At 61.0% G+C, this 20,774-nt stretch carries 23 protein-coding genes; 14 read left to right on the top strand and 9 right to left on the bottom strand.

Features of this window, described 5'->3' with window-relative positions:
- Position 1 precedes the first annotated feature (1 nt).
- The 4 genes from rplM to NKH12_RS18650 all read right to left on the bottom strand — a co-directional run bounded on the left by rplM (position 2) and on the right by NKH12_RS18650 (position 1,862).
- Positions 2–466 carry a 50S ribosomal protein L13 gene (gene rplM / locus NKH12_RS18665; RefSeq protein WP_352954480.1) on the bottom strand — a complete coding sequence of 155 codons (465 nt, stop codon included), beginning with the start codon at positions 464–466 and terminating at the stop codon, positions 2–4.
- A 280-nt stretch (positions 467–746) separates the two neighbouring features.
- Positions 747–1,145, bottom strand: coding sequence for a type II toxin-antitoxin system HicB family antitoxin (locus NKH12_RS18660; protein ID WP_123150077.1), 399 nt, complete (start codon positions 1,143–1,145; stop codon positions 747–749).
- A gap of 19 nt (positions 1,146–1,164) precedes the next feature.
- On the bottom strand, positions 1,165–1,356 hold the full coding sequence (locus tag NKH12_RS18655; RefSeq protein ID WP_352954496.1) for a type II toxin-antitoxin system HicA family toxin: 192 nt from the start codon (positions 1,354–1,356) through the stop codon (positions 1,165–1,167).
- Positions 1,357–1,406: 50 nt separating this feature from the next.
- Entirely contained in the window at positions 1,407–1,862 is a 456-nt protein-coding gene (locus NKH12_RS18650; protein ID WP_352954479.1) for a PaaI family thioesterase, read from the bottom strand.
- Positions 1,863–2,043: 181 nt separating this feature from the next.
- On the opposite strand from NKH12_RS18650, the gene NKH12_RS18645 reads away from it, so the two are divergent.
- The 6 genes from NKH12_RS18645 (at position 2,044) to NKH12_RS18620 (ending at position 6,396) form a co-directional block, all read left to right on the top strand.
- Complete coding sequence (locus NKH12_RS18645) at positions 2,044–2,865, top strand: enoyl-CoA hydratase (protein ID WP_352954478.1); 822 nt, start codon at positions 2,044–2,046, stop codon at positions 2,863–2,865.
- Between the two features lie 2 nt (positions 2,866–2,867).
- Positions 2,868–3,290, top strand: a complete 423-nt coding sequence (locus NKH12_RS18640; protein WP_352954477.1) for a VOC family protein — start codon at positions 2,868–2,870, stop codon at positions 3,288–3,290.
- 12 nt (positions 3,291–3,302) lie between these two features.
- Positions 3,303–4,079 (top strand): AAA family ATPase, encoded by a 777-nt coding sequence (locus NKH12_RS18635; protein ID WP_352954476.1) that lies wholly within the window; start codon positions 3,303–3,305, stop codon positions 4,077–4,079.
- The gene (locus tag NKH12_RS18630) at positions 4,076–4,597 is read left to right on the top strand and encodes a CoA-binding protein (RefSeq protein ID WP_352954475.1); all 522 of its coding nucleotides are present in this window, start codon (positions 4,076–4,078) and stop codon (positions 4,595–4,597) included. Before NKH12_RS18635 ends, NKH12_RS18630 begins: the two co-directional genes overlap by 4 nt.
- 146 nt (positions 4,598–4,743) lie before the next feature.
- The gene (locus NKH12_RS18625) at positions 4,744–6,024 is read left to right on the top strand and encodes an O-acetylhomoserine aminocarboxypropyltransferase (RefSeq protein ID WP_352954474.1); all 1,281 of its coding nucleotides are present in this window, start codon (positions 4,744–4,746) and stop codon (positions 6,022–6,024) included.
- 21 nt (positions 6,025–6,045) lie between these two features.
- On the top strand, positions 6,046–6,396 hold the full coding sequence (locus NKH12_RS18620) for a cupin domain-containing protein (protein WP_352954473.1): 351 nt from the start codon (positions 6,046–6,048) through the stop codon (positions 6,394–6,396).
- Here NKH12_RS18620 and NKH12_RS18615 read toward each other — a convergent pair whose 3' ends face one another.
- Positions 6,397–7,650: a cytochrome P450 gene (locus NKH12_RS18615; RefSeq protein ID WP_352954472.1), complete on the bottom strand. Its 1,254-nt coding sequence runs from the start codon at positions 7,648–7,650 to the stop codon at positions 6,397–6,399. It abuts the gene before it with no gap.
- 106 nt (positions 7,651–7,756) lie between these two features.
- On the opposite strand from NKH12_RS18615, the gene NKH12_RS18610 reads away from it, so the two are divergent.
- Entirely contained in the window at positions 7,757–8,860 is a 1,104-nt protein-coding gene (locus NKH12_RS18610) for an NAD(P)/FAD-dependent oxidoreductase (protein ID WP_352954495.1), read from the top strand.
- Position 8,861: 1 nt separating this feature from the next.
- Here the strand turns inward: NKH12_RS18610 and NKH12_RS18605 are convergent, their stop codons facing one another.
- Positions 8,862–9,452, bottom strand: coding sequence for a hypothetical protein (locus NKH12_RS18605; protein WP_352954471.1), 591 nt, complete (start codon positions 9,450–9,452; stop codon positions 8,862–8,864).
- A gap of 333 nt (positions 9,453–9,785) precedes the next feature.
- On the opposite strand from NKH12_RS18605, the gene clpP reads away from it, so the two are divergent.
- From clpP to NKH12_RS18585, 4 genes are all read left to right on the top strand, one after another.
- Positions 9,786–10,415 (top strand): ATP-dependent Clp endopeptidase proteolytic subunit ClpP, encoded by a 630-nt coding sequence (gene clpP, locus NKH12_RS18600; RefSeq protein WP_352954470.1) that lies wholly within the window; start codon positions 9,786–9,788, stop codon positions 10,413–10,415.
- A gap of 294 nt (positions 10,416–10,709) precedes the next feature.
- Positions 10,710–11,984 (top strand): ATP-dependent Clp protease ATP-binding subunit ClpX, encoded by a 1,275-nt coding sequence (gene clpX / locus NKH12_RS18595; RefSeq protein WP_029353486.1) that lies wholly within the window; start codon positions 10,710–10,712, stop codon positions 11,982–11,984.
- Positions 11,985–12,267: 283 nt separating this feature from the next.
- Positions 12,268–14,679, top strand: a complete 2,412-nt coding sequence (lon, locus tag NKH12_RS18590; protein ID WP_352954469.1) for an endopeptidase La — start codon at positions 12,268–12,270, stop codon at positions 14,677–14,679.
- A 194-nt stretch (positions 14,680–14,873) separates the two neighbouring features.
- Complete coding sequence (locus tag NKH12_RS18585) at positions 14,874–15,146, top strand: HU family DNA-binding protein (protein WP_023798342.1); 273 nt, start codon at positions 14,874–14,876, stop codon at positions 15,144–15,146.
- Positions 15,147–15,255: 109 nt separating this feature from the next.
- On the opposite strand, the gene NKH12_RS18580 is transcribed toward NKH12_RS18585, so the two are convergent.
- Positions 15,256–16,278: an aldo/keto reductase gene (locus NKH12_RS18580; protein ID WP_352954468.1), complete on the bottom strand. Its 1,023-nt coding sequence runs from the start codon at positions 16,276–16,278 to the stop codon at positions 15,256–15,258.
- Positions 16,279–16,410: 132 nt separating this feature from the next.
- On the opposite strand from NKH12_RS18580, the gene NKH12_RS18575 reads away from it, so the two are divergent.
- The 3 genes from NKH12_RS18575 to NKH12_RS18565 are packed head-to-tail and all read left to right on the top strand — an operon-like array spanning position 16,411 to position 18,542.
- On the top strand, positions 16,411–16,551 hold the full coding sequence (locus NKH12_RS18575) for a hypothetical protein (protein WP_352954467.1): 141 nt from the start codon (positions 16,411–16,413) through the stop codon (positions 16,549–16,551).
- Between the two features lie 5 nt (positions 16,552–16,556).
- A complete protein-coding gene (locus NKH12_RS18570) occupies positions 16,557–17,300 on the top strand; it encodes a creatininase family protein (protein ID WP_352954466.1) in 744 nt (247 codons plus the stop codon).
- A gap of 51 nt (positions 17,301–17,351) precedes the next feature.
- On the top strand, positions 17,352–18,542 hold the full coding sequence (locus NKH12_RS18565; RefSeq protein ID WP_352954465.1) for a hypothetical protein: 1,191 nt from the start codon (positions 17,352–17,354) through the stop codon (positions 18,540–18,542).
- A gap of 42 nt (positions 18,543–18,584) precedes the next feature.
- On the opposite strand, the gene NKH12_RS18560 is transcribed toward NKH12_RS18565, so the two are convergent.
- Both NKH12_RS18560 and NKH12_RS18555 read right to left on the bottom strand, forming a co-directional pair.
- Positions 18,585–19,502 (bottom strand): carbohydrate ABC transporter permease, encoded by a 918-nt coding sequence (locus NKH12_RS18560; RefSeq protein WP_127316290.1) that lies wholly within the window; start codon positions 19,500–19,502, stop codon positions 18,585–18,587.
- Between the two features lie 14 nt (positions 19,503–19,516).
- Positions 19,517–20,638: a carbohydrate ABC transporter permease gene (locus NKH12_RS18555; RefSeq protein ID WP_352954464.1), complete on the bottom strand. Its 1,122-nt coding sequence runs from the start codon at positions 20,636–20,638 to the stop codon at positions 19,517–19,519.
- Between the last annotated feature and the right edge of the window lie 136 nt (positions 20,639–20,774).

The following is a 20,774-nucleotide window of genomic DNA, read 5'->3' as shown; positions in this document are numbered from 1 at the left end:
TTTACGAAACCTTCTTGTTCTTGGCGTTCAGCTTGGCCACGTCGAGCGAGACGGGCTGCTGGGCGACATGCGGATGTTCCGTGCCTGCATAGACGCGGAGATTCTTCATCTGGCGACGGCCGAGCGGGCCACGCGGGATCATACGTTCGACGGCCTTCTCGACGACACGCTCGGGGAAACGGCCCTCGAGCAGCTGGCGCGCGGTGCGCTCCTTGATGCCGCCAGGGTGGCCGGTGTGCCAGTAATAGACCTTGTCGGTGAATTTCTTGCCGGTGAACACCACCTTGTCGGCGTTGATGACGATGACGTTGTCGCCGTCGTCGACATGCGGGGTGAAGGTGGGCTTGTGCTTGCCGCGAAGATGATTGGCGATGACAGTGGCGAGACGGCCGACGACGAGACCCTCGGCGTCGATCAGCACCCACTTCTTCACCACATCCGCAGGCTTCTGCGAAAAGGTTGCCATGGATTGTTGCTTTCGGTTCGGACCTTCCCCATCGACGAACGACAAGGGAAGGCGTTTCTTGTTGCTTGGATCGACGCCGAGCGTTCGCCCGCCGCCAATAACAAAACGGCGGCCTTTGGCGGGCCGCTGTTCCGTGAGGGCTTATAAGCGAGGGGGAGGTAGCACGTCAAGGCGAATTAAAAGGCGAGTAGCGCAGAAAATGATGCAAAAACAAATGATTGAATAATAGGTATTATTTTACCGCATCGATCTAGTGTTAGTTGCTGTGCCGAATCTGGCCTTAGTGCTTTGCCTCGATTTCCTTGCGGGCCGCGCTGGAGAGGAACGCAGATCGCGTTATGCCGCGTTCGCGCGCTGCGATGTCGATCGCCCGCAAAACGCCGCGCTCGAAAGTCACGTTTGCCCTGACGACGGCGCTGTCATTGTCGATGAGCGGCACCGATACCAGATAGGCTCCTTCGGCGAGCGCGTTGCGTATGTCGGGAAGCGCGACAATCGCTTCATGGTTGGACGGCTCTGGAACGGGCATATCCTCTGCCCACAATTGCAAGGCTTCAACGGCATTGGGCACGATGTCTTCCGCCGCGTCCGCAGCCGAAAAGCAGCCGGGAATGTCCGGAAAGCGGATGCCGAATGCGCTGTCGGGATCTTTGTCGACCAATGCGAAATAGTTCTTCATTTGCAATCTCCAGGACGCTTCAGCTCGTCCTTATCCAGCCTGCCTGCTTGGCGATCGCGCGAGCGGTACCGGTTGGCAGATTCTTCTCGGGATGCGGAACGATCAACACAATCTCGCCCTTTCGGAATTTGTGATGCGAGCCGCGTACGGAAATCAGTTCGAAACCATCGTCTTTGAGACGCTTCACGATCTTGCGGCTGTCACGTTCCAGCAAAGGTCACCTATGCGCACATATATACACATCAAGCGGAAATTCAATTGTCAAGATGGCGACCGCCTCGGCGGGATCGAATAGGTTCCCGTGGCGTGCGCTACCGTGTGTCCGTCCGATCCGGCGACGATGTCGATATCGAACACCATCAGGCTCTTGCCCAGCTTCAGGATCCGGCAATGGCCGTCGATCGGTCCGGCCTCGGCCTTGCGGACAAAATTGATGTTGAGGTTGGTGGTCACCGAAAGCGCATCCGGCCCGGCATGCGAGAGCACGCAGACATAGCCGCCTATGTCGGCCAACGTGAACAGCGACGGGCCCGACACGGTTCCGCCGGGACGCACATGGCGCTCGTCGGCATTCAGGCGCACCGTGCAGCCGCCCGGAAACACCTCGATCGCCTCGTAGAAGGTGAACTGGTCGTTGAGCTGCGGATAAACGGTCTCCATCAAGGCATTGACTTGCGCCGCGGTCAGCACCGGCTTGAGATTGCTTTGGGCAGGCATAGGCGGTTTCCTGTCTGTGGCGCCGGTATGGGCGCCGGCGGTCCCAAGGCGAGGGTACTTGGCTGAGACCGCACCGCCGAGAAAACACGTCTCAAGGCTGTTCTTCAATCGGCAGCGTGCTAGTTCTTTTGTTCCATGGCCTGCGAATCTGGTGCCGCTGGCCGATTAAGAGGTTGGAGACATGGCTGAAATCGTCGCCATCAAGCCGGCTATTGCCGAAGGTCCTGTTGTCGCGAGGCTGGACAAGGGCGTGCTTCGCCTCACGCTCACCAATCCGCCGGCCAATGCCCTGTCGCTGTCGGTCATGGCGGCGCTGATGGCGGAGCTCGACCGCGCGAAATCAGACAGATCCGTCCGCGTCATTATCCTGGCGGCGGCCGGAAAGGTGTTCTGCGCCGGACATGACCTCAAGGAAATGACCGCTCGCCGTGGCGATCCCGACCGCGGCAAGGCATTTTTCGAGGAGACGTTTTCCGCTTGCGCCGCACTAATGCAGGCGATCGTGCGCCATCCCAGGCCGGTGATCGCCGAGGTCGATGGTCTGGCGACGGCGGCCGGGGCGCAACTGGTCGCCAGCTGCGACCTGGCGATTGCCTCGCATGAGGCGACCTTCTGCACGCCGGGCGTCAATATCGGCCTGTTCTGCTCGACGCCGATGGTGGCGCTGTCGCGCAACGTCTCGCGCAAGCACGCGATGGAGATGCTTTTGACCGGCGAGACCATCGATGCGGCGACGGCAAAGGAATTCGGCCTGATCAACCGCGTCGTGCCGCGGGAATATCTGAATCAGATTGTCACCAAATACGCGCAAACCATTGCTGCCAAATCGTCTTCGGTCGTCAAGACCGGCAAGGAAGCCTTTTACGAACAAGCCGAGATGGGGCTGGCCGACGCCTATGCCTATACCGGTCGCGTCATGGTCGAGAACATGCTGGCGCGCGACGCGGAAGAAGGCATCGGCGCCTTCATCGGCAAGCGCAAGCCGGAATGGACGGACGAATAGACATGGAACCCCGCATCTCAATCATCACCATCGCCGTCGACGATCTCGAGCGCGCCACGCGCTTCTACGAGGCGATGGGCCTGACCCGCCATGCCGGCATCACCGACGGCGTCACCTTCTTCCAGATGGGCGGCGTCATTCTCGGCCTGTTTCCGCGCGAAAGCGCCGAAGCGGATTCAGGCATCACTTTCGGCACGGCGCCGTCGGCGATCTACCTCGCCTACAACACCCGCTCCGACACGGAAGTCGATCACGTGCTTGCGATGGCCGAGAAGGCCGGCGGTCGTATCGTCAAGCCGGCCGGCCGCGCCTTCTGGGGCGGCTGGTACGGCTATTTCGCCGACACGGAAGGGCATGTCTGGGAAGTGGCGCACAATCCGGCTTTTCCGATCGCGGAAGACGGCAGCATCTCGCTGCCGGGCTGATCCCTCTGCTAGATGGCATATCGCAAGCAACTGACGCGGCTGAAGGCGCCCTATCTCAAGCGCATCCTGATCGAGCCGGCGCGGGTCGCCGATTGGGAAAAATACCCCTGGAATCTGCCGATCTTCCGCGGCCATAATTTCGAGCTCGAATTTACCACGCCGATCACCATCATCGTCGGCGAGAACGGCACCGGCAAATCGACATTGCTCGAGGCGATCGGCGCGCTGGCCGGATACGATGAGGCCGGTGGCGGCAAGCGCTACATGCCCATCGACCACTCCCGCGCCATCGACAAGAGCGGCGCGGCACTGGCGGGAACGCTGCGCGGCCATTGGCTGCCGAAGGTCACCGCCGGCTGGTTCTTCCGCGCCGAATCTTTTTACTCCGTTGCCTGCTATCTCGACCAGGCCGCCATCGACGCCCATGCGGCGCCGCCCGATTTCCTGTCCTGGTCGCATGGCGAGGGTTTCATCCGCTTCTTCGAGGAGCGCTGCCGCCGGCAAGGCATCTACATCCTCGATGAGCCCGAAAGCGCCTTGTCGCCGACGCGCCAGATCGAGCTCCTCAAGATGCTGCGACGGATGGATCTATTAGGCACGGCGCAAGTGATCATGGCGACGCATTCGCCGCTGCTGATGGCCTGTTCCGGCGCGCGGCTGTTCCGCATCAGCCGGTTCGGCATCGACCCTACCGAATTTTCACGATACCATCATTTCCGCATGATGCGCAGTTTCTGCAACGACCCGGATGGTTTTCTCGCCGAAGCTCTGTATGAGGACGAGGCATGAACCACGACGCCTACGACAATGCCTATATCGCCGGCATCCTCAATTCGGTGAAGACCATCGCTATGGTCGGTGCGTCTGCTAATGATGTGCGGCCGAGCTACTTCGTGCTGAAATACCTGCTGGGCAAGGGGTTTTCAGTGTTCCCGATCAACCCCGGCCAGGCCGGCAAGGAAATCCTCGGCCGGATGGCCTATAGCAGGCTCGCCGATGTTCCCGAGCCGATCGACATGATCGACGTTTTTCGCGGCTCCGCGGCAGTGCCGGGCGTCGTCGACGAGGTCTTGCGGCTAGATCCGTTGCCGAAAGTCATCTGGATGCAGCTTGGCGTGCGCCATGATGAGGCGGCCGCGCGCGCCGAGGCCGCCGGCATCAAGGTGGTGATGAACCGCTGCCCCAAGATCGAATATGGCAAGCTGTCGGGCGAAATCGGCTGGACCGGCGTCAACTCAGGCGTGCTGTCGTCGAAGAAGCCGCTGATGCGGCCGGGATTCCAGAGCTTCGGCGTTCGCCAGAAGTAGACGGAAAGTTATTCCGGTAATTGGCGAATTTTCTCGTGCCTCGGTCACAGAGCGTGCATCGACGGGCATTTTCTTCTTTGCATTCGCGACCGGGCTTCGCCAAGAATGCCCGGCGATTTCCAGAAGGTTCAAAAGGGAGGTATTCGATGACCCGTACGCCCGGTTTCAACACGCTCGCCGTCCATGCGGGTGCCAAGCCCGATCCGGCGACCGGCGCGCGTGCCACGCCGATCTACCAGACGACCTCCTTTGTCTTCGATGATGCCGACCATGCCGCGTCGCTGTTCGGGCTAAAAGCCTTCGGCAACATCTATACCCGGATCATGAACCCGACGCAGGCGGTGCTGGAGGAGCGCATCGCGGCACTCGAAGGCGGCACGGCAGGGCTGGCCGTGGCGTCGGGCCACGCAGCGCAGGTGCTCGTCTTCCACAATCTGATGCAGCCCGGCGACAATTTCGTCGCCGCGACGAGACTTTACGGTGGCTCGATCAACCAGTTCGGCCACGCTTTCAAGAATTTCGGCTGGCAGGTGCGCTGGGCCGACACCAACGACATCTCGACCTTCGAAAGCCAGATCGACGAAAAGACCAAGGCGATCTTCATCGAGAGCCTGGCCAATCCGGGCGGTGTCTTCGTCGACATCGAGAAGATCGGCGATATCGCCCGCAAGCATGGGCTGCCGCTGATCGTCGACAACACGCTGGCCTCGCCCTATCTGGTGCGGCCGATCGAGCATGGCGCCGACATTGTCGTGCATTCGCTGACCAAGTTCATCGGCGGCCACGGCAATTCAATTGGCGGCGCGATAGTCGACGGCGGCACCTTCGACTGGTCGAAATCCGGCAAATATCCGATGCTGTCGGAGCCGCGCCCCGAATATGGCGGCCTCGTCCTGCACGAAACCTTCGGCAATTTCGCTTTCGCCATTGCCGCGCGCGTGCTTGGGCTGCGCGACATGGGCCCGGCGATCTCGCCCTTTAATGCATTCCTGATCCTGACCGGGCTGGAAACCCTGCCGCTCAGGATGCAGCGCCATTGCGACAATGCGGTCACCGTCGCCGGCTGGCTGTCCAACCACCCAAAAATCGCCTGGGTGTCCTATCCCGGCCTGCCCAGCGACAACAACAACGCGCTGCAGAAAAAATACTCGCCGCTGGGCGCCGGCGCGGTGTTCACCTTCGGCCTGAAGGGCGGCTATGCGGCGGGCATCAAATTCGTCGAGGCGCTCGAACTGTTCTCGCACCTCGCCAATGTCGGCGACACCAAGTCGCTGGTCATCCATCCGGCATCGACCACGCACCGGCAACTGTCGGACGAACAGAAGGTCGCGGCCGGCGCCGGGCCGAATACGGTCAGGCTCTCGGTCGGCATCGAGGATGTCAACGACATCGTCGCCGATCTGGAACAGGCTCTCGGCAAGGTCTGACCCCCGCTGGAAGGAGTTTTCATGCCCGCGCCAAAATTCCTCTCCGTCGATATTGGAAGCGTCGAGCCGGAACCTGGCGCGCCGGCGCCGGACCGCCTGATTTCAGGCGATCCAAAGTTCCGCACCTGGAATGTCGAGGAACGCGACGGCGGCCTCTATGCCGGCATCTGGGAGGCGACGCCAGGCAAATGGCGCATCGAGTATGACGAGTGGGAGTTCTGCCACATTCTTTCCGGCGTCTCGGTGATATCGGAGGAGGGCGGCGAGGCGCGCACCGTCAGGGCCGGCGACAGTTTCCTGCTCAGGCCGGGCTTTAAGGGAAGCTGGGAAGTGCTTGAAACGACACGCAAGGAGTACGTGATTAAGCTTTGATCATCGTCCGCTGTGCACGGCGAGCCTTTCCAGCCCGTGAAAATGATAGGTGTCGCGAAAACGCGGCTGTTCGGCCAGATAGAGCCGCGGTAGCCGCTCGAACAAGGTTTTCAGCGATACCTGTAATTCGAGCCGGGCGAGCGGCGCGCCGATGCAGAAATGAACGCCGGCTCCGAACGAGACGTTCTTCTGGTCGGCGCGATCCGGCCTGAAGGCGAGGGGCTCGGCAAACGCCGCCGGGTCGTGGTTGGCCATGCCGAGCAGCAGGCCGATTGTCTCGCCCGGCCGCACCACAATGTCCGGAGCGACCTCGATTTCCTCATACGCGTAGCGCGTGAACATGTGCAGCGGCGCATCGAAGCGCAGGCATTCCTCGACCGTGGCGGTTGTCGTTTTCGGAGAGGCGAAGAAGCGGCGCGGGTCGCCGCCTTGCGCGAGAATCGCGCGCACAGCATTGCCGGTCTGGTGGACGGTCGCCTCATGGCCGGCATTGAGCAGCAGGATGACCGAGGACACCAGTTCGTCCTCCGAGAGTTTTTGACCATCGTCTTGCGCTGCAATCAGCAGCGACAACAGATCGTCGCCGGGGTTTTTGCGCCGCTCGGCAACATAGCCGCGCAGGAAATCCGAAAAATCCTGTGCCGCGCGATTGGCCGTCTCTTCCGTTTCGCGTGTGCGGCCATGCATGTACATGGCGACCATCTGATGCGACCAGTCGAGCAGTTGCAGCCCCATCTCGACCGGCACGCCGAGCATTTCGGCAATGATGGTGATCGGCAAAGGTGATGCGAAAGCCGGCAACAGGTCGACCTGGTCCGGTTCGAAACGGTCGATCAGCTCGTTGGCGAGCGCCTCGACGCGCGGCCGCAGCCGCTCGACCTGACGCGAGACGAAGGCGCGGTTGACCAGCGTTCTGAGCCTGGTGTGCACGGGCGGCTCCAGCTCCAGCATCGAATTGGCCTCGATGCCGTCGAATGCCCTGAGATGGGTGCGGTCCTGGCCGATGCCCCGACTGTCAGGGATGCCGGCCGGATTCTGGCGACCGAAGCGGCGGTCGCGCAGCAGCCGATTGACGTCGTCGAAGCCGCCAAAGCACCAGAAGCCGAACTCTTCCCAGAAGAAGACATTCGATGCGCCGTGCATAAAGGCATAGGCCTCATAGGGGTTCTGGTAGAAAGCCGGCTCGTGCGGATCGAGCCGCACATGGCGGGTGGCTGGATCGAAGGCAAGATAGGTCGGCGTCAATTTGGTCATGCCAGACAATTAACGCGGCTTGCCAGCTTGGCGCCAGACCGTATGTTGGCGCCCAATAGTCCAAAAGCACTGAGCCAGCCGAAGCGGCTGCGGAAAGACTGACTTGATGAATGTGATCGTGGTTGGCGCAGGCATTGCAGGGCTTTCCACGGCATGGTCGCTGGTCAAGGCCGGGCACCGGGTCTCGATCGTCGAGCAGGGACCAATTCCCAATCCGCTTGCCGCCTCCGGCGACCATCACCGCATCATCCGCCGCGCCTATGGTGCAGCCTCGGGCTATGGCCGGCTGATCACCGAGGCCTATGAGGCCTGGGACGAGATGTGGGCCGATCTCGGCGAAAACCATCTCGACCCGCGCGGCTTCATCTGCATTTCACGCGAGCCGGGAGACGAAGCCGAGGAATACCGCGAAGGCATGGAAGCCGGGAACTACCCGTTCGAACTGTTCGAGCCGGACGCCGCGGCTAAACGCTGGCCCTTCCTGGAGCCCGGCTCGTTTCGCTACGCGTATTTTTCACCGGATGGCGGTGCGCTGCATTGCCGCAGGATCGCCGCCGGTCTGGCCATATGGCTCCGCGCGAACGGCGCCAATGTCTACGAAAACAGCAAGGTGCTTGAGGTCGACGCCGAGGCCGGCCGCATCGTGTTTGAAAGCGGCGAGACGATGCAGGCCGACCGCATCGTCATCGCCGCCGGCGCCTGGGTGCTAAAACTGTTTCCGGAACTGGACGGCGAGCTGAAGACCTGGCGCACCGCGCTTGCCTATGTTGAACCGCCGGCGGACCTGAAAGCGGCATGGCAGGCAGCGCCCGTAATCCTCGATGTCGGCGGCGCTGTCGACGGCTACGTGATCCCGCCGTCCGGCGGCGCCGGCATGAAATTCGGCTCAGGGCTGCACAGGGTGCCGACCAGCGACGCCGACTGGAACCGCCATCCGGTGCCGGGCGAGGGCGAGGCGATCCGCAACCTGTTTTCGCCGCCGATCGCCCGCATCGAGGAGTATGGGGTGACCGAGGTCGTCACCTGCGCCTACACCTTCACCGCCGACGAGAAGTTCCTGGCGCATGAGAAGGGCAAATGCCTTGTTGTCTCGGCCTGCTCCGGCCACGGCTACAAGTTCGGCGCGGCTGTCGGCAGACGCGTCGCGGCGATTGTCGGCAATGGCGACGTCCCCGGCTTGAAGGCGTGGCTGCGAGCGGAGGCGGTCTGACCTAATACCGGCAGTGCCGCGGAATCTGCACGCGCCGCCAGCTGGTCGAGCCTTCCTGCACCATCACCCGGCGCGCCACCCTCTGGTATGACGGCGCGATCTCAGTGATGCGCCGCCGCTCCGGTCGCACCAGCACTTCTCGGGCAACGCTCTCATACTCGGCTGGCAGGACAACCCGTCGGGTGCGCTCGGGTTCAACGACGATTGTTTCGGCGACACGCGCGTGGCGGGCCTTGCGCCAGACCTTGCACAGCACCTTGCGGCCGTGGATGACGCGCCATTCCCACGCATAGCCGCCATCGTCGACCTTGACCAAGTGGTAGACGGTGCGGGTGATGGCTGGCACGACCTCGTATGTGACGCGGGGCGGTGCGATCTGCTCGACGCGCTCAACCGTGCCATAAATCGGTGGGTCGTAGTCGACCACCTGGCCGCCGGAGCTGACCAGCACGTTTTCATAAACCGTATCGTAGACGGACGGCCTGTTGACCCGCTCGTAGCATTCGACGGCGCGCCCGCCGGCAGCCGTTTCGGACACCATGCCGAGAACGGCAAGGCTGGCGATGGCCAAGGAAGCAGTTTTCCTGATCATGGCACTCCCCCTGTTTGAACCTTCAGCGCAAGTTCAACGTTGAATTGTAGGGGAAGCCGTATCGCGGGAAAGCGGTTTCGAGATATTTCGTTAAGCACGCGGTTAAGAAACTGCTACTCGGCAGCGCGGCTCAAGCGCAGCAGATGGCTGCCGGCGCAGCTTCGGGCGAATTCTGTGCAGAAACCTTGATTCGACTTAACCGGATGGCTAGGAGGGGCGGCCTTGCGCTAGGGTGAGCCGACATCCTATTTACAGGACAACGATCCAGAACCGATTCTGCCCGACTTGCTAATCTCCCGGCGCCGGAATCCCATCTTCAATAAGGGATAGTCCATGAAGAACCCCGTCGAAACCTACATGAACCTCGTTCCGATGGTGGTCGAACAGACCAATCGCGGCGAGCGGGCCTACGACATTTTCTCGCGGCTCCTGAAAGAGCGCATCATTTTCATCACCGGTCCGGTCGAGGACGGCATGGCGACGCTGGTCTGCGCGCAGCTCCTGTTCCTCGAAGCGGAGAATCCGAAGAAGGAAATCAACCTTTACATCAATTCGCCCGGCGGCGTCGTCACCTCGGGCATGGCAATCTACGACACCATGCAGTTCATCAAGCCGGCGGTGGCGACGCTGTGCATCGGCCAGGCAGCCTCGATGGGTTCGCTGCTTCTTACCGCAGGCGAGAAGGGCATGCGCTTCGCCACGCCGAACGCCCGCATCATGGTCCACCAGCCTTCCGGTGGATTCCAGGGCCAGGCGTCCGACATCGAGCGCCACGCCCAGGACATCATCAAGCTGAAGCGCCGCCTCAATGAGGTCTATGTCAAGCACACCGGCAAGAGCTACGACGAGATTGAAAAGACGCTCGACCGTGACCACTTCATGACCTCCGACGAGGCGAAGGATTTCGGCCTCATCGACAAGGTCATTTCGTCGCGTGAGCCGATCGAAGGTATTGCCACATAAGCCCGGTGGCAGTTGGATAGTGGGAAAACACGCTTTTGATGCCGCTTGCGGCATTTCGGCCACAATTGGCTGTTCCCTCGACGGGAGCAATTGCCTACGTTAAGCCTATGTTGATTTTCGACGGCTTAGCTTTGTGCGGGGTTGGTGCGAATCATTGCGACGTTTTCTGATATGTGTTTCGTACGGAATGCGTTGCGGGAGCCGGAATACTGGCGGCGGCGATTTCCCGCGATAGATTGAGATATGCGCCCTTTCAACCAGACCATCGGCGGGCGGCTATGAAAGGACATGAAAATGAGCAAGGTCGGCAACAACGGCGGTGATTCCAAGAACACGCTTTATTGCTCGTTTTGCGGCAAAAGCCAGCACGAAGTCCGCAAGCTGATCGCCGGCCCGACGGTGTTCATCTGCGACGAATGCGTCGAGCTCTGCATGGACATCATCCGCGAGGAGAACAAGACCTCGATGGTGAAGTCCCGCGAGGGCGTGCCGACCCCGCAGGAGATCCTCAAGGTCCTCGACGACTACGTCATCGGCCAGCCCTACGCCAAGCGCGTGCTGTCGGTGGCCGTCCACAACCACTACAAGCGCCTGGCGCACGCCGGCAAGAACAACGACGTCGAGCTGGCGAAGTCCAACATCCTGCTGATCGGGCCGACCGGTTGCGGCAAGACGCTGCTGGCTCAGACGCTCGCCCGCATCATCGACGTGCCCTTCACCATGGCCGATGCGACGACGCTGACCGAGGCCGGCTATGTCGGCGAGGATGTCGAGAACATCATCCTGAAGCTCTTGCAGTCGGCCGACTACAATGTCGAGCGCGCCCAGCGCGGCATCGTCTACATCGACGAGATCGACAAGATCTCGCGCAAGTCGGACAATCCCTCGATCACCCGCGACGTGTCGGGCGAGGGCGTGCAGCAGGCGCTCTTGAAGATCATGGAAGGCACGGTCGCTTCCGTGCCGCCGCAGGGCGGCAGGAAGCACCCGCAGCAGGAATTCCTGCAGGTAGACACCGCCAACATCCTGTTCATCTGCGGCGGCGCCTTCGCCGGGCTGGACAAGATCATCTCGGATCGCGGCCGCAAGACCTCGATCGGCTTTGGCGCCACCGTAGCGTCGCCCGAGGATCGCCGCACCGGCGACGTTTTCCGCCTGGTCGAGCCCGAGGATCTGTTGAAGTTCGGTCTCATTCCTGAGTTCGTCGGCCGTCTGCCGGTCCTGGCGACGCTGGAAGATCTCGATGAACCGGCGCTGATCCAGATCCTGACCGAGCCGAAGAACGCGCTGGTCAAGCAATATCAGCGGCTGTTCGAGATGGAGAATGTCGACCTGACTTTCCATGAGAATGCGCTGTCGGCGATCGCCAAGCGCGCCATCGAACGCAAGACCGGCGCGCGCGGCCTGCGCTCGATCATGGAAGCGATCCTGCTCGACACGATGTTCGAGCTGCCGGCGCTGGAAGGCGTGCGCGAAGTGGTTATTTCGGAAGAGGTGGTGTCCGGCAACGCCAGGCCGCTCTACATCTATTCCGAGCAGAAGGAAAAGAAGGGCAACGTCAGCGCCTGACGTGAGCCCTTGCAGTGGAGTTCTTCAAACGGCGCCGTGAGGCGCCGTTTTGTTTTGCGGACGGCCGACTTGTGATGAACGGATTGTGACAGATTGGATGAACGGTTTCGTGTTGACCCTTGATCTTTGCCCCCCGTGCCTCCAACTAACTGAGGAAGGCCGGGGTGCCGAATTCTGTGCTGTAAAGCTCCCGTCAAAAACGGTGGTAGGCGGAACGATCCTCGGTCGTTAATATGAGATTCGCGGTTGGCCGATTGGCGGTCGCGACATGAAAGGTTGGACAATGGCCAAAATATCCAAGGCTCCCAGCGACGGCGTCTTCGCAGTCCTCCCACTGCGCGACATCGTGGTGTTCCCGCACATGATCGTTCCGCTCTTCGTCGGGCGTGAAAAGTCGATCAAGGCGCTGGAGGAGGTGATGGGTCAGGAAAAGCAGATCCTGCTTGCGACCCAGATGAATGCCGCCGATGACGATCCCGAGTCCGATGCCATCTTCGACATCGGCACGCTCGCCAACGTGCTGCAGTTGCTGAAGCTGCCGGACGGCACCGTTAAGGTGCTGGTCGAAGGCGCCTCGCGCGCGAAAATCGTTTCGTTCACCGACCGTCCCGACTTCCACGAGGCCCGCGCCGCGGCGCTGGTCGAACCGGATGAGGAAGAGGTCGAGGTCGAGGCGCTGGCCCGTTCCGTCGTCACCGACTTCGAGAACTACGTCAAGCTGAACAAGAAGATCTCGCCCGAAGTGGTGGGCGCCGCCAGCCAGATCGACGACTATTCCAAGCTCGCCGATACGGTTGCCTCGCATCTTGCCATCAAGATCCCCGAGAAGCAGGAGATGCTGGCCACGCTTTCGGTCAAGGAACGGCTGGAAAAGGCGCTGGGCTTCATGGAAGCCGAAATCTCCGTCCTGCAGGTCGAGAAGCGCATCCGTTCGCGCGTCAAGCGCCAGATGGAGAAGACGCAGCGCGAATACTACCTCAACGAGCAGATGAAGGCGATCCAGAAGGAGCTCGGCGAAGGCGAGGACGGCCGCGACGAGGCCGCCGAGATCGAGGCGCGCATCAAGAAGACCAAGCTCTCCAAGGAGGCCCGCGAAAAGGCGGAAGCCGAACTGAAGAAGCTGCGGACGATGTCGCCGATGTCGGCTGAATCGACCGTCGTGCGGAACTATCTCGACTGGATCCTGTCGATACCGTGGGGCAAGAACTCCAAGGTCAAGCAGGATCTGGCCTTCGCCCAGAACGTGCTCGACACCGACCATTTCGGCCTCGACAAGGTCAAGGACCGCATCGTCGAATATCTCGCCGTGCAGAGCCGCCAGAAGAAGCTGAAAGGGCCGATCCTGTGCCTCGTCGGACCTCCCGGCGTCGGCAAGACCTCGCTCGGCAAGTCGATCGCCAAGGCGACGGGCCGCGAGTTCATCCGCATGGCGCTGGGCGGCGTACGCGACGAGGCCGAAATCCGCGGTCACCGGCGCACCTATATCGGCTCGATGCCCGGCAAGGTCATCCAGTCGATGAAGAAGGCGAAGAAGTCCAACCCGCTCTTCCTGCTCGACGAGATCGACAAGATGGGCCAGGATTTCCGCGGCGATCCGTCGTCGGCCTTGCTTGAGGTGCTCGATCCAGAGCAGAACTCGACGTTCATGGACCACTATCTCGAGGTCGAGTACGACCTGTCGAGCGTGATGTTCGTGACGACGGCGAACACGCTGAACATCCCTGCGCCCTTGATGGACCGCATGGAGATCATCCGTATCGCCGGCTACACCGAGGACGAGAAGATCGAGATCGCCAAGCGTCACCTGATGCCCAAGGTGATCCGCGATCACGCGCTGCAGCCGAAGGAGTTCTCCGTCGGCGAGGACGCGATCCGCGGCATCATCCAGACCTACACCCGTGAAGCGGGCGTCAGGAGCCTGGAGCGCGAGCTGATGAAGCTCGGCCGCAAGGCGGTGACCGAGATCCTGAAGACGAAGAAGAAGACGGTCGACATCACGGCGGATAATCTCGCCGATTACCTGGGTGTCCCGCGCTTCCGCTTCGGTCAGGTCGAGGCCGACGATCAGATCGGCGTCGTCACCGGGCTCGCCTGGACGGAAGTCGGCGGCGAGCTGCTGACGATCGAAGGCGTCATGATGCCCGGCAAGGGCCGCATGACGGTGACCGGCAATCTGCGCGACGTGATGAAGGAATCGATCTCGGCGGCGGCCTCCTACGTCCGCTCGCGGGCTATCGATTTCGGCGTCGAGCCGCCGCTGTTCGACAAGCGCGACATCCACGTCCACGTGCCGGAGGGCGCAACGCCCAAGGACGGACCGTCGGCGGGTGTGGCGATGGCGACGGCGATCGTCTCGGTGCTGACCGGCATCCCGGTCAGGGCCGACGTGGCGATGACCGGCGAGATCACGCTGCGTGGCAGGGTGCTGCCGATCGGCGGGCTCAAGGAGAAGCTGCTTGCAGCGCTGCGCGGCGGCATCAAGAAAGTGCTGATCCCGGAAGACAACGCCAAGGATCTGGCGGAGATTCCGGACAACGTGAAGAACGGTATGGAGATCGTTCCGGTCGCGCGGGTCGGTGAAGTCCTGCGCCATGCGCTGGTGCGTATGCCGGAGCCGATCGACTGGGTCGAGCCAGCCAATACGCCGGCTGCGGTGGATGCCGGAGACGACGCCAGCAAGTCGCTAGCTCATTAGTTCTTTCTAAAGTTGCAATGCACAAGAGAGAGCCGAGCCCAGCGCCCGGCTTTTTCATGTGAAAAACCCCGGAATTCCGGGGTTTTTTCGACTCTTTTGACGCTTTTCGACTTGGTTGCGGAAGCGCTTCTTTCTAAAGTCCGTTTCCTGCCGGATGAGTCGTACGTTCCGGTTTCTCATGGAAGGGAATTTTTATGAACAAGAACGAACTGGTGTCCGCTGTCGCCGATGCCGCGAGTATTTCGAAGGGTGACGCGCAGTCGGCGGTTGATGCGGTGTTCTCCGTCATCACCGGCGAACTGAAGAAGGGCGGCGATGTCCGGCTTGTCGGCTTCGGAAATTTCACCGTGTCAAAACGCGCTGCCTCGACCGGCCGCAATCCGCAGACCGGCGCGGAAGTGCAGATTCCGGCGCGCACCGTGCCGAAGTTTTCGGCCGGCAAGGGCCTCAAGGACGCAGTCAACTAAGCGTCTTCTTACCCTTTTCAGAGACCAGAAAAGCCGGGCATGCCCCGGCTTTTCTTTTGCGTTCCCCATCTGGCGGCCGGTATCATAGAGCCGATGGGAACTGGCGGCTCTATGCCGTCGGCGCATCCGCGCGCATCAGCCCTTCCTTTTTGAGATCGGCCCAGAGTGCTGACGGCAGTTTCGCGTCGAGCAGCGACCGGTTGCTTTCGACCTCGCTCGGCCGCTGTCCGCCGGGGATCACCGACACGACCGAAGGGTGCAGCAGCGGAAATTGCAATGCCGCCTCGATCAGGCGCACGCCGTGGCGTTTGCAAATGGCCTCGATGCGCGCGACGCGGTCGAGGATGTCCTGCGGCGCCTCGGAATAATTGTAATAGGCGCCGGGCTTCGGTCCGGTTGCCAGGATGCCGGAATTATACGGCCCGCCGAGAACGATGCCGATGCCGCGCTTCTGGCATAGCGGCAGGAAGGATTGCAGCGCCTCCTGCTCCAGCAGCGTATAGCGCCCGGCAAGCAGGAATAGGTCGAAGTCGCCACGCTCGGCAAGTGTCTGGGCAACCTGCCATTCGTTGATGCCGCCGCCGAACGCCTTGATGACGCCCTGGTCACGCAGGGACAGCAGCCCGTAATAGCCCGAGCGCATGAACTCCTCGATGCGTTGGTCCGAGGCCTCCTTGCTGCCATGGGTGAAGATATCGACGTCATGCACGAAAAGGATGTCGATGCGGTCGACGCCGAGGCGCTCGAGCGAGGCTTCGAAGGAGCGCATGACGCCGTCATAGCTGTAGTCGTAGACCTCGCGGCGCGATGGCGTGTCGAAGAACTTGCCGATGCCGGTGCGTTGGTCCGGCGGGCAGGCGCGCATGATGCGGCCGACTTTGCTCGACAGCACATAGTCGTCGCGCTTTTTCGAACGCAGGAACGGATTGAGCCGCGTTTCCGACAGGCCAAGCCCGTAGAGTGGCGCGGTGTCGTAGTAACGGCAGCCGACCCGCCAGGCGGTCTCCAGGGTGGCGTTGGCATCCTCGTCGGAGACGGCGCGATAGAGGTTGCCGAGCGGCGCCGTGCCGAAGCCGAGTTCCGTGAACGCGATGCCGCCATTGCCGATGCGGTCGAAATGCCGTGTCTTCATGTCCTGCCGTTTCCTCACTACGCAATTGCCATGACACTATCACGCCTGGGGGACTGCAAAAGCACTCCGAGCCATTGGACACGACTTTTCACGGTGATAGCATGAGCAAAAACAACCTGTTCGGGGAAAAACGTGGCCCAAACATTCAGGCAGGTCTCCGGTTCCAATGCTGGCAAAAACCTGTTCGGGGTTGCGCTCGACGAGCTTGGCACTGTGGTGGCTCGGATCGGCGAGAGCCGTAGCGACGCCGCCGGCCACACCAACATGGAGTAGGCGTCATGCGCTACGAGCTGATGCTGCCGCACCAGATCCGCAAGGCGATCGCCGAAAACTGGCCGGTCGTGCTCCCGCTCGGCGTGCTCGAATACCACGGTGAGCACATGGCCGTCGGCATGGATACGCTGGCAGTCGTCAAGATGCTGGAGCTGTTCGAAAAAGAAGCCGACATCGTCATCCTGCCGCCGTTCTACTATGGCGCGGCGAGCTACGCGGTGGCGCCGCCGGAGGGCAATGGCTCGGTTCAGGTCGGCGGCAATGCATTGGCGCGGTTCGCGGATGAACTGTTCTACAGCTTATTGCGCATCGGTTTTCGCAACATCCACGCCATCATCCACCACCAGACCGAGAATTTTGCCGCCGGCATGCCGACCGATCTCGCCTTCAAGACCGCTGGCCGCCAGGCGATCTTCCGTTTTCTGGAGAAGGAGCGTGGCGAGGGCTGGTGGGGCTCCGAGGCGATGGCCGGCTATTATGCCGAACACGCTGAGGGCGGTAATTTCTTCAACTGGGTGCAGGTGCATCCGCTGATGCCCGCGGCGATGAACGGCCAATATCCGTTCGATCATGCCGGCATCGGCGAGACGTCGCTGATGCTGGCGCTATGCCCGGAAGCGGTGGACGCCGGCCGCTTCGCCGACAATACGGCATGGTACACGGCGAGCGCGCCGGAAGCCTCGGCGGAGTTAGGCCAGAGAGGTAGAGATATGATCTTGGAGAATTTGCGAAAAGTCTTGAAGCGATAAAAATGGCAGGGCAGATCCCTGAGTGCAACCAAATTCTCCTGGGAGAACTCGATGGCAAAGATTCCCGATGGCAATGGCCCGCGACGCGCCCGTCGACAGATTCCCCCACAATCCCGCCTAAAACTATTTCGCCCAATCAGTTGGCGCGGTGGGGTTATAGCTTCTTCCACCGATGAATACGTTAGTCATTTGCTGATCGAACTTGGTCGGCTTGGAATGGAAATCCGCGATATTGAGGATCATGCCAGGCCGCCAAACACTAGAACTGTCCTCTCTGACCTCCTCCAGTGGTTAAGTGATCGGCCCGGGAAGGCATACGCCGAGCTTATCAGTTGGCAGACGCTCGATTTCCCCCAAATGCGTTCGCGCTTGGAAGAAGACCGTTACGCCAAGCCACGCATCGAGTTGTCAGCCGAGATTACCAAGATGAATAATCTGTCCGTGCGCTGGCATCCTGCTGGCTGGCGGGATTCTGAATTCGATTGGCGCCGCCCAGACCATCACTACTCTAATCTCATTACGCATCGAAAGTGGCAGCAACCACCGGATTTTCATTGGTTTGTGGGCGACGAGCAGCCCACGTTTGATAGCCGTCCTTCGAACGAGCTTATGTATGTCCGTGGAGTGGGAAACTTGCGCCCGGCACCCCGTGAGGAATACGGACCATATGCTTCATACAACCGTGATATTGTCGACTCAATCCTCATATGCGCCGTCCGCAGCGCTTACGAGACCTTGCTCAGTCAACTCGAGTATAGCTTCGACGTTACTCTCATTCACGCTTTCGATTTTGTCACACGAGATGAGGAGGACGAGAATGATCCCTGGTCGGCAAGATATCCAATTCGCCGCGTTATTTCATGGACTATAGAGGATGCGGTCGATCTATATGCGCGGCGCGATCAAGAAGCTTCTCTAGCGAAAGAGCATGCCGATCGTGCCAAACTGGAGAATGTTGCCACCGCTTACGGTTTCACTCTTGAAACATTTGTTGGCGCGCTTCTTCGAGCTTCGTCAGTCAAGCGTACTGGACCGGCTCCGTCTGGAGAACATCTTAACCGCAATGCCGCCAAAGAACTGCGCAATGCTGGATTTAAGATTCACGCTGGCGAGGTCCGCGATATTCGGGAACTGATCGAGCGTTTTAGGTTAGAGGTTTTACCAGAATCCTTAAGACCTGAGGTCTCTGAGGCCCCGATACCACCGAATAACATAGTGAGATTCCCTCAAGACAGCGAATGACTGTAGTGCCGTACTCAATATTGTTTAGTCCACTGTTCACTCCTACTTCACCGCGCCCGCGGTCATGCCCATGATCAGATAGCGCTCCAGCGCGATGCCGATGACGGCAAGCGGCGTGATTGCGGCGGTGGCCAGCGCCGCCATCGACCACCAGTTGATGCCTTGCGAGCCGGTCTGGCTGGCCACCATGACGGGAATGGTCTTGGCGTCGGTCGAGGTCAGAAGTGCCGCGAAGAAATACTCGTTCCAGCACAGCACCATCGCCAGGATGAAGGCGGCGACCATGCCCGGCAGCGCGATCGGCATGACAATGCGGAAGAAGGCGCCCCAGATCGACAGGCCGTCGACGAGGGCTGCTTCCTCCAGTTCGACTGGGATCGAATTGAACTGGTCGCGCATGATCCAGATGACGATCGGCAGCACCATCAGCGTGTAGAGCAGGATCAGCCCGATGCGCGTGTCGAGCATGCCAACTTCCCGATACAGCACGAGAAAGGGCAAGGCGAGCACGACCGGCGGCAGGATCAGCTGCGACAGGAAGAAGAAGGAGATATCCTCATTCTTGAACCAGGCGAAATGATAGCGGTAGCGGGTGAGGCCGTAGGCGGCGAGACTGCCGATGACAATGGCCAGGCTCGACGCGCCGACCGAGGTGATGACGGAGTTCATGAAGCGCTTGATGAATTCGTCGCGCACCGTCGAGGTCCGGAAGATCGAATCCGGCGACAGGCCGAGCGAGCGCCAGCCCTTCCAGTCCGGCCGGAAGTCGACGAACGGGATGAGATGGCCCTGGGTGACGTCGACCGCGGTTTTGAACGAGGTGGTTATCGTCCAGTAGATCGGGAACAGGCAGATGAAGGCCCAGAACACCAGCGCGCCATAGATGAAGACGCGGTTGGCGAAAAAGCTCGCCGGCGAGCGGATTTCGGAAGCGGCATAGTCGGTCGTCTGAACGCTCATGTTGCCGCTCCCTATCAATTGACGTTGCGCACGAAGCGGTTGGCGAATTTCAACAGCCACGTCACGAACACGATGATGATGATGAGGTAGGCCATTGCCAGCATGGTGCCGTAGCCGACATTCGAGCGGTCGCGATACTCGCGATAGATGAAGCTCGACACGGAATCGGTCGCGCCGCCCGGGCCGCCCGAGGTGACGGTGATGATGATGTCGGCAAGCTTCAGCTTGAAGATGATGCGCAGGATGATCGCCGTCACCGATACCGGCAGCATCAGCGGGAACGTGACCTGCCAGAAGGTCTGCCAGGCATTGGCGCCGTCCACCCTGGCCGCCTCTAGCACCTCGCGTGACATTGCCTGAAGGCCGGCGAGCAGCATGATCATCATGAACGGGATGAACGTCCAGGCATCCAGCACCATGATCGAGATGCGGGCGGTGATCGGGTTGGAGAAGAAGGCGGGATTTTCCCAGCCGAGCTGGCGCGCCAGCGTTGCGGCCGGTCCAAACCGGTATTCCATCAGCGACTTGCCGATCATCCACGACACCGCGACCGGCGACAGCATCAACGGCATGAGGAAGACGACACGGAAGAATTTGCGCGCCCTGATCTGTGCGTTGAGCAACAGGGCGAGGCCGAAGGCGATGACATATTCGACCAGCACCGCAAGCACATAGAGCACCATGTTGAACAGCGCGTTGCGGTAGTAGGGGTCGGCCAGCATCTGCCAGAAATTGTCGAGCCCGTTGAACTTCCGGCCGGAGAAGGAACTGAGGTTCCAGTCGGTGAGCGCGATGTAGAAGCCGAACAGCGTCGGGAAGATCACCATCGCGATGGTGAACAGTAGCGCCGGCAGCAGGAATAGCGCGCGCTGGCCGTCTTCGCCGCGCGTCAGCACCTGGCCGATGCCGAGTGCTATACCCCACAGCACATAGCCATAAACGACCGGCCGCCAGGTCTCGAAGCCGATCGTGTTGACCTCTGTCTTGAAGAGGATCTGAACTGCGATCACCGCCAGAAGGCCGAGCGTCGCAGCGGCCATCAAGGTCCGGCCGAGCCGCTTGCGGCCCGGCGATATCAGATCGGATGGAGCGGCGTTTGCCGGCCACGCATTCGTGGGCAAGGTCTGGTCAGCCACGCGTCTCGTCCGTTCACCGAAGGCTTTTATGACCGGCTGGCCGGTCTAGGTGGGGTGCCGGCGGGGACCGAGGCCGGGCCCCACGTGCCCCCACACAAAACCCACACAGACCCCCCGCGCGTGTTGTGCCGGGGGG

It is taken from the genome of Mesorhizobium sp. M1322 (genome assembly GCF_040318085.1).
Taxonomy (GTDB): domain Bacteria; phylum Pseudomonadota; class Alphaproteobacteria; order Rhizobiales; family Rhizobiaceae; genus Mesorhizobium.
Note: the sequence above shows the minus strand (reverse complement) of the source record. Positions and strands in the feature narration are given on the sequence as shown.

Coding starts and splice junctions, on each gene's coding strand:
- rplM (WP_352954480.1), bottom strand. CDS start 466: ATGGCAACCTTTTCGCAGAAGCCTGCGGATGTGGTGAAGAAGTGGGTG.
- NKH12_RS18660 (WP_123150077.1), bottom strand. CDS start 1,145: ATGAAGAACTATTTCGCATTGGTCGACAAAGATCCCGACAGCGCATTC.
- NKH12_RS18650 (WP_352954479.1), bottom strand. CDS start 1,862: ATGCCTGCCCAAAGCAATCTCAAGCCGGTGCTGACCGCGGCGCAAGTC.
- NKH12_RS18645 (WP_352954478.1), top strand. CDS start 2,044: ATGGCTGAAATCGTCGCCATCAAGCCGGCTATTGCCGAAGGTCCTGTT.
- NKH12_RS18640 (WP_352954477.1), top strand. CDS start 2,868: ATGGAACCCCGCATCTCAATCATCACCATCGCCGTCGACGATCTCGAG.
- NKH12_RS18635 (WP_352954476.1), top strand. CDS start 3,303: ATGGCATATCGCAAGCAACTGACGCGGCTGAAGGCGCCCTATCTCAAG.
- NKH12_RS18630 (WP_352954475.1), top strand. CDS start 4,076: ATGAACCACGACGCCTACGACAATGCCTATATCGCCGGCATCCTCAAT.
- NKH12_RS18625 (WP_352954474.1), top strand. CDS start 4,744: ATGACCCGTACGCCCGGTTTCAACACGCTCGCCGTCCATGCGGGTGCC.
- NKH12_RS18620 (WP_352954473.1), top strand. CDS start 6,046: ATGCCCGCGCCAAAATTCCTCTCCGTCGATATTGGAAGCGTCGAGCCG.
- NKH12_RS18615 (WP_352954472.1), bottom strand. CDS start 7,650: ATGACCAAATTGACGCCGACCTATCTTGCCTTCGATCCAGCCACCCGC.
- NKH12_RS18610 (WP_352954495.1), top strand. CDS start 7,757: ATGAATGTGATCGTGGTTGGCGCAGGCATTGCAGGGCTTTCCACGGCA.
- NKH12_RS18605 (WP_352954471.1), bottom strand. CDS start 9,452: ATGATCAGGAAAACTGCTTCCTTGGCCATCGCCAGCCTTGCCGTTCTC.
- clpP (WP_352954470.1), top strand. CDS start 9,786: ATGAAGAACCCCGTCGAAACCTACATGAACCTCGTTCCGATGGTGGTC.
- clpX (WP_029353486.1), top strand. CDS start 10,710: ATGAGCAAGGTCGGCAACAACGGCGGTGATTCCAAGAACACGCTTTAT.
- lon (WP_352954469.1), top strand. CDS start 12,268: ATGGCCAAAATATCCAAGGCTCCCAGCGACGGCGTCTTCGCAGTCCTC.
- NKH12_RS18585 (WP_023798342.1), top strand. CDS start 14,874: ATGAACAAGAACGAACTGGTGTCCGCTGTCGCCGATGCCGCGAGTATT.
- NKH12_RS18580 (WP_352954468.1), bottom strand. CDS start 16,278: ATGAAGACACGGCATTTCGACCGCATCGGCAATGGCGGCATCGCGTTC.
- NKH12_RS18570 (WP_352954466.1), top strand. CDS start 16,557: ATGCGCTACGAGCTGATGCTGCCGCACCAGATCCGCAAGGCGATCGCC.
- NKH12_RS18565 (WP_352954465.1), top strand. CDS start 17,352: ATGGCAAAGATTCCCGATGGCAATGGCCCGCGACGCGCCCGTCGACAG.
- NKH12_RS18560 (WP_127316290.1), bottom strand. CDS start 19,502: ATGAGCGTTCAGACGACCGACTATGCCGCTTCCGAAATCCGCTCGCCG.